Source organism: Acutalibacter caecimuris, from assembly GCF_034335085.1.
Classification (GTDB): domain Bacteria; phylum Bacillota; class Clostridia; order Oscillospirales; family Acutalibacteraceae; genus Acutalibacter; species Acutalibacter caecimuris.
The window spans coordinates 144,050-150,742 of record NZ_JAWXXJ010000008.1 but is presented as its reverse complement, the minus strand read 5'-3'; the positions used below and the strand labels follow the sequence as shown (position 1 = coordinate 150,742).

The 6,693-nt window shown below is 59.1% G+C and carries 6 protein-coding genes; 3 read left to right on the top strand and 3 right to left on the bottom strand.

Annotated elements, in window-relative coordinates:
• Both U8U01_RS06585 and U8U01_RS06580 read left to right on the top strand, forming a co-directional pair.
• Positions 1-217: hypothetical protein (locus U8U01_RS06585; RefSeq protein ID WP_322172721.1), on the top strand; the 217-nt coding region annotated here is incomplete at its 5' end.
• A 284-nt stretch (positions 218-501) separates the two neighbouring features.
• Positions 502-1,548, top strand: a complete 1,047-nt coding sequence (locus tag U8U01_RS06580) for a GNAT family N-acetyltransferase (protein WP_322172719.1) — start codon at positions 502-504, stop codon at positions 1,546-1,548.
• A 272-nt stretch (positions 1,549-1,820) separates the two neighbouring features.
• Here U8U01_RS06580 and U8U01_RS06575 read toward each other — a convergent pair whose 3' ends face one another.
• The 3 genes from U8U01_RS06575 to U8U01_RS06565 all read right to left on the bottom strand — a co-directional run bounded on the left by U8U01_RS06575 (position 1,821) and on the right by U8U01_RS06565 (position 5,670).
• A complete protein-coding gene (locus U8U01_RS06575; protein WP_322172717.1) occupies positions 1,821-2,879 on the bottom strand; it encodes an ABC transporter permease in 1,059 nt (352 codons plus the stop codon).
• Positions 2,872-4,380: a sugar ABC transporter ATP-binding protein gene (locus tag U8U01_RS06570; protein ID WP_322172715.1), complete on the bottom strand. Its 1,509-nt coding sequence runs from the start codon at positions 4,378-4,380 to the stop codon at positions 2,872-2,874. Before U8U01_RS06570 ends, U8U01_RS06575 begins: the two co-directional genes overlap by 8 nt.
• 237 nt (positions 4,381-4,617) lie before the next feature.
• Positions 4,618-5,670 (bottom strand): ABC transporter substrate-binding protein, encoded by a 1,053-nt coding sequence (locus tag U8U01_RS06565; protein ID WP_322172713.1) that lies wholly within the window; start codon positions 5,668-5,670, stop codon positions 4,618-4,620.
• Between the two features lie 326 nt (positions 5,671-5,996).
• On the opposite strand from U8U01_RS06565, the gene lexA reads away from it, so the two are divergent.
• The gene (lexA, locus tag U8U01_RS06560) at positions 5,997-6,578 is read left to right on the top strand and encodes a transcriptional repressor LexA (RefSeq protein WP_322172711.1); all 582 of its coding nucleotides are present in this window, start codon (positions 5,997-5,999) and stop codon (positions 6,576-6,578) included.
• Positions 6,579-6,693: the final 115 nt, after the last annotated feature.

Genomic DNA, 6,693 nt, shown 5'->3' with positions numbered 1-6,693 from the left:
CCCCGACGCGGAGCATCTGGACGGGGCGATGAAGGTATGGCCGGACAACGACCCCGGCGCCTGGTACTACGCAGCCATGCAGGAGGCCACCAACTCCCACTACTACACCGGCAACGAAGGAACCGCCAATGAAGAGTGGGCCGAGGTGTTCGAGCACGACTGGGTAGCCCTGAAGGCATACTGGAAGGCCAACGCCGGCCAGTCCCCGGAGGAATAAGCAAATAGCACAATAAGCCCAACAGACCAACAGCACAACAAAGCCTGAAAAGCTAGATAATTGACCAAAAACTCCCCCGGCGGCTACGGCCTCCGGGGGAGTTTTGCTGAGATAGGCCGACGCTGGCGGGGAACCCCCGGAATCGCCCAGGTTTCCACAAGAATTCCCGCTTGCCCTTAAGGGAAAAGTCTGCTAAAATATAAGTAGAAATAAGCGAATGCCCCAGGGAACCATGGGCAGCGGCGCCGGGGTCCCCCTTGAAGAAAGCTGAAAGGATGCACAATATGGAACTGCGCACACTGACATTAGAGCAAGTCCGCGAACTATACCAGCCCTGCCTGGCCAGGGATTTCCCGGCCGATGAGCTGATGCCCTGGAAGTGGATGGAGGGCCTGATCCGGGAGGGCAAACAGCAGAGTGTGGGCTTTTACCGGGAGCAGGAATTGGCGGCCTATGCCATTTTTATAACGGAAGGGGAAAGATCGCCGGCGGTGTTGTTGAATTATTTCGCCGTAGATCCGGGCAGCCGGGGGCAGGGGGTGGGCAGCCAATGCCTGCGGCTGTTGCGGGAAACCCTGCGGGGCCGGGATACAACGCTGCTTTTTGAGGTGGAAACCCCGGAAACCGCCCGGAATTGGGAAGAGCTGGCCATGCGCCGGCGGCGGATCGCCTTTTACGAGAAAAGCGGCGCGCAGTTTACCGGGGTGGATTCCCTGCTTTTTGGGGTGGCATACCACATTATGGCCCTGCCCCCGGCCGGGGAGGGGGAGGACTGGGCCCCTGTAGCCGAGGAAACGGCAGCAAGCCTGGAACGGCTCTACCGTAGCGCCATCCCCAACAAGCCGGGACAGGAATTCACCTTTGAGGAGGTTTGCCGGGTATATGTACGGGAAGAGGGCAGCGAGCAGGCACGGTTTAGCCGGGAACTGGGGCGGGCCCTGACCTTCCTGTTCCGTGGGCGGAAAAAGTTTGTAGGGGAGAACCTGCGGGAGTATGACTTTACCGGGGCCATGTACCTGATTTTGCTCCATGTGGCCCGGCATCCGGGGGCCAGCCAGGACAGCATCGCCAACCATATGTACCTGGATAAATGCACGGTAGCGCGGCGCACCAAAAAGCTGGAGGAGTTGGGGTGCCTGTACCGGGAAACCGACCTGGCCGACCGCCGCCAGAATAAGCTGTATCTGACGGATAAGGGCCTCTCCCTGGCGCCTGTTATCCGCCACTGCCTGGCCCAGTGGGGCGAGAGTACTACGGCCGGGCTCACCGAAGAGGAAAAGGCCACGCTCCTGCGGTTGCTGACCAAAATGACAGGGCAGGATAAGCGATAGGCTGTCCCCTGCTGCCTTGCATCCCCCTAGAGTCTGTTTTAAAACCGGAGAAATGCCGGATTTTTGTCCAAAAACGAGGGCTTTCGAGGAAAAAACCGCAAGAAAGGCTTGCCGCCTTTCGAGGATTTTTGACACAGAAAGCACCGTTTTTAGGTAAAATAGACGGCATTTCGGAGTTTTAAAACAGACTCTAGCAAAGAAAACCCTCGCCTTGGATAGGCGGGGGGTTTTCTGAAAATATAACCAGGTAAGCAGCGTGTAGCTTGGCTGATTTAGGCCTTGTCCTTCCGCTGCAACAGCACGGCGCCGATGATAATGGCGCCCTTAAAGGCAGCGCTCAGGTAGGGGTCTACGCCGATAAGGTTCAGCAGGTTGTTCATGACCGCCACGATCAGTGTGCCGAACACCGTGCCGATAATAGAACCCCGCCCGCCGGACATACTGGTACCGCCCACAATGACCGAGGCAATGGCGTCCATCTCAAAGCCGCTGCCCGCGCTGGCGTAGTCCATAGAGCCGATACGGGAGGTCTGGATGATGGCAGCCACGCCTACCAGGAACCCGGTAAGGGCATATACCCGGCGCTTGACTTTGCGCACATTCACGCCGGAGAGCCGGGTGGTGCGCTCGTTAGAGCCGATGGCGAACACATACCGGCCAAAGGTGGTTTTTTGGGAGATGATGTACATGGCCGCCGCCAGAATGGCCCAGTAGATAATGGGCATCAGTTGCTGGCCCCCTATGTCAAACCGGGCGATGGCCTTGTAGGCGTCGGGCAGCTCGGTCTTTTGGGTTTTCATAAAGTATTGGGTTACGCTGCGCAAAATCTGCATAGAGCCCAGCGTGGCAATAAACGGCGGCATACGCCCGTAAGAGATGAGCAGGCCGTTTCCCTCGCCCAAAAGGCTGCCCAGGGCCAAAGCCAGCACCAGTGCCAGGAGGATGGCCGGGACGCCGCCCAGCCCGATACTGGCCAGCCAGCCGCCGGCCCCGGTGTTCAGCAGCACCATGAGGAAAGCACCCACGGTTACGTATACCGAGCCTACCGACAGGTCAATGCCCCCGGAAATGATGACGAAGGTCATGCCCAGGGCAATAATGCCGATGCCCGCGTTGCCCCGCAGCAGGGAGATCCAGTTTTGTAGCCAGTTCTGGAACCATTGGCCAAAGCTTTCAAAGCTGGTATTCATGCTCAGGGCCACAGTCTGTACAATGATCATGACCAAAAGGGCTATACCCGTGCTGAACAGCGGGTTGCCCCGCCACAGTTCACACAGTTTACCCAGCACAGCCCCTGCCTTGCCGGTCGATTTTTCCTTTGCCTTATCCATTTACAGCAGCCTCCTCTTTGATTTCCCCGCCGGTTGCCAGCCGCATAATCTCCTGGTCGGTGATCTCCCCGGCCTTCAGTTCCCCCTGTACCTGCCCGTGGTACAGCACCAGCGTCCGGTCGCACAGGCGGATGACCTCCTGGGCCTCGCTGGAAAGCACCACCACGGCCACACCCTCATTGGCCAGGGCCAGGATGGTGTCATAGATATCCTCTTTGGCGCCCACGTCCACACCCTGGGTGGGGTTGTCGAAGATCAGTACCTTTGGCCCGGCGTTCAGCCACTTGGCCAGCACCACCTTTTGCTGGTTGCCCCCCGACAGGCTGCCGATGGGGTCTTTCTCCCCGCCCATCTTGATCTTCAGCCCGTCCGCCTGGTGCTGAAAATCCGTATGTACCCGCGCCCAGTCCAGCAGGCCCAGCTTGGCTTGCCGGGGCCAGGTGACAATAGAGCCGTTTTCCAGGATGTTCATGTCCTTGATGATGCCGTTTTCCTTACGGTTGCGGGGCACATAGCCAATACCCAGGGCCAGTGCCTGCCGGGTGCTGTGTATGGTAACGGGCTTGCCCTCCAGGTAAAGCTGCCCCTGGTATTTGCCCCCGCAGCCGAATACCGCCTGGAACAATTCGCTTCGGCCATCGCCCAAAAGGCCGGTAAATCCCAGCACCTCTCCGGCCCGCAGGGAAAAGCTTACGCCCGTAAAATGCCGGCCCTGGCTGAGGGCCTCAGCCCGCAGCACTTCCCCGCCCAAGGCGCGTTCCTTGCGCAGCGAGTTTGTACGGACTTCATGGCCTACCATGTGCTTGGCCAGTTCGTCCACATTGGTATCAGGCACATTGCCGGATGCCACCATCGCCCCGTCCCGCAGTACGGTATAGCGGGTGCATACGGCCATAACCTCCTTGAGTTTGTGGGAGATAAACACCATGGCCACCCCCTGGCTTTGCAGGGTGCGCATCATGTCAAATACCCGGTCGATCTCCGGGTCGGTGAGGGAGGTGGTGGGCTCGTCCATAATGATCACCGAGGCCTCCATCAGCAGGGCCCGGGCGATCTCTACGATCTGCTTGTAAGAGGCGTCCAGATCCCGTACCATAGTCCGGGGGTCCAGGTCTATGTCCATGCGGGAGAATACCGCCCGGCACCGGGCGCACATGGTCTTGGCGTCCAGCAGACCGCTGCGGGTTTTCAACTCCCGGCCAATGAACATATTCTCAAAAATGGCCAGGTCATTCACCAGGTTCAATTCCTGGTGGATAAAGGCAATGCCCTGGGCCAGGGACTCTGCCGGGGTTCGGAACCGCACCGCCCGGCCGTCAATGGCCATGGTGCCCCGGTCTGCGGGCAGCACGCCCCCCAAAATGTTCATCAGGGTGGACTTTCCAGCGCCGTTTTCCCCCAGCAGGGCGCAGATCTCCCCGCCGCTGACGGTGAAATCAATGTCCCGCAGCACGTCGTTGGCCCCAAAGGACTTGTAGATGTTGCGCATTTCCAGCGTCATACGCCGGCCTCCTTTTCCTCTTTTCGGGTATCCCCTATTTTGGAAAAAGGCTATGACGGGGACGCCATAGCCTTTCCTTTTGTACATAAACTTCACTGGTTGCGGCCGGTTATCCGGCAGTTCATGGGCAGTTCTACAGGGGTTCCCAAAGGGGTATCCAAGGGATCCTGCGCCGTTATTGGCCACTTATTTTGGGGGTAGCCTGTGCCCGGCCGGCAACTTTTTGGTGTGTTTGCTTTAGTAGGGGGAACTCTCGTCCAGGTAGTCGGCGCAGTTTTCGCGGTCCACCACGGTGGTGGGGATGATCTTCTCCTGGTCTACGGTTTCACCCTTGAGCAGGGATACGGCCATGTCAACGGCATCCTTTACCATGTCCGGGCTGTACAGGGCGGACTGGATCCAGATGTTCTCGTTGTCGGGCATCATCTTAAAGTACTCCTGGCACCCGCCGCCACCGGTAACGACCTTGATGTCGGTACGCTTGGCCTCGTCAATGGCTTGCAGCACGCCGATGGAGGTTTCGTCGTCCATGGAGAACACCGCGTCGATCTGGCTGTTGGCGGCCAGTACGTCGGCAAAGTCCTTCAGGCCGGCCTCGCGGGTGAACTGGGTGGAGTAGTACTCGATCTCCATGTCAGGGGCAATTTCCTTGATCTTCTCGTCAAAGCCCTGCTTGCGCAGCTCGGACACGGAACCGGAGGAGGGGACCTCCAGCACGACCACCTTGCCGGTGGTGCCGATCTTGTCCACAATATACTGGGCGCTCTGGGTGCCCATGTCCACGTTGTCGCCGGCCACATGGTACACGCCGTCTACATTGATGACGATGTCAAAGTTCACCACCGGGATGCCGGCATCCACCAGCCCCTTGATGGGGTCTTCCATGCCCTCCCACTGGGGGAAAGCCACAACAGCCTGGGCGCCCCAGGTCTTGAGCTCGTCGATCTGGTTGGTCATTTCCTCGGCGTTGTTGCTGGTCAGCAGCTTGTACTCAACGGTGTCGCTGAGTTCCTTGCAGCGGGCCTCGGCGTGGTAGGCCACACCGGCTACCCAGCCGTGGGTAACGGCAGGGGCCAAAATGCCGATTTTGAACTTCTCCCCATCCGTACCGGTGCTGGTGGCCTCGCTGGATGTGGTTTCGCTGGAAGAGTCCTCAGAACTGGAAGAATCCGGCGTAGAGGCTTCGCTGCTGGGGGTGCTGCTGGAGCTGGAACCCGCATCGTTGCCGCAGGCGGCAAAGCAGGTGCAAAGCAGCGCCACAGCCAGCAGCAGTGCAATGATTTTCTTCATGTGTGTTTTCCTCCTTAGGATCAAACCTCGAATTGGTTTTGCACAGGCCCCATATGGCCCATGCTATGCCATATTATAGCAAACTCTTTTCAAAATAGCAAGTGAAATCTTTGTGAAAAACCCCGCTGCGCTTGCCGGTACCGGCCCTTGCGCAGGGCGTAAAAACAGGGGGCGGAAAAATTTTCCAATCTTTCAAACATTCGTTTTGCATTTTAACGGAAGATATGTTATAATAAAAATAAGACACCCAAGAACCCCCGAAAACACCCCACCGGCGCCCTGGGCGCCCAGCAAACCGCCGGCCAGGCGGAGGAGGAGGCTATATCATGGAAGGCTTGACCAAGAGCCAGCAGAAGGTCTACGAGTTTATCAAGCAAACGGCCCCCGGCGGGGTGCCCCCTACCGTACGGGAGATTTGCGCTGCCACGGGGCTGCGCTCGACCTCTACCGTGCACGCGCACTTAAAGACGTTGGAGCGGCTGGGTTACATCAACCGCAGCGCGGGGATGAACCGCTCGATCCGTATTGAGGGGGCCACGCCCACCTCCCAGGTGCCCATATTGGGCCGGGTCACGGCGGGTGTGCCTATTTTGGCCGTGGAGGACATTGAGGGCTACATCCCCTTCCCCCACCGGGACGGGCGGGAACTTTTTGCCCTGCACGTGGTGGGGCTGAGTATGCGGGACGCCGGCATCCTGGACGGCGACTATGTAGTGGCCCAGCGGGAATCCACGGCCAGGGACGGGGAGATCGTGGTGGCGATGATCGACGACGAGGCCACCGTGAAACGCCTGTTCCGGGAGGAGGGCCAGGTGCGCCTACAGCCCGAAAACCCTGACTTTGAGCCGATCTACTCCGACCATGTTGCGGTGCTGGGCAGGGTCGTCGCTGTGGTGCGGTATTACTGAGGATTGCCACAGATTGCCCCGCGCCGGGCAAAAGCTTAGAGGCCTTTATCTGCCGCCCTGGCTGGGGGAGGGGGCTTGCGGGCCGCCCAAACGTTTTGCCCCCTTCCCCCCCATG

Bases quoted from the DNA above. Each gene is read 5' to 3' on its own strand.
- U8U01_RS06580 (WP_322172719.1), top strand. From the start codon at position 502: ATGGAACTGCGCACACTGACATTAGAGCAAGTCCGCGAACTATACCAG.
- U8U01_RS06575 (WP_322172717.1), bottom strand. From the start codon at position 2,879: ATGGATAAGGCAAAGGAAAAATCGACCGGCAAGGCAGGGGCTGTGCTG.
- U8U01_RS06570 (WP_322172715.1), bottom strand. From the start codon at position 4,380: ATGACGCTGGAAATGCGCAACATCTACAAGTCCTTTGGGGCCAACGAC.
- U8U01_RS06565 (WP_322172713.1), bottom strand. From the start codon at position 5,670: ATGAAGAAAATCATTGCACTGCTGCTGGCTGTGGCGCTGCTTTGCACC.
- lexA (WP_322172711.1), top strand. From the start codon at position 5,997: ATGGAAGGCTTGACCAAGAGCCAGCAGAAGGTCTACGAGTTTATCAAG.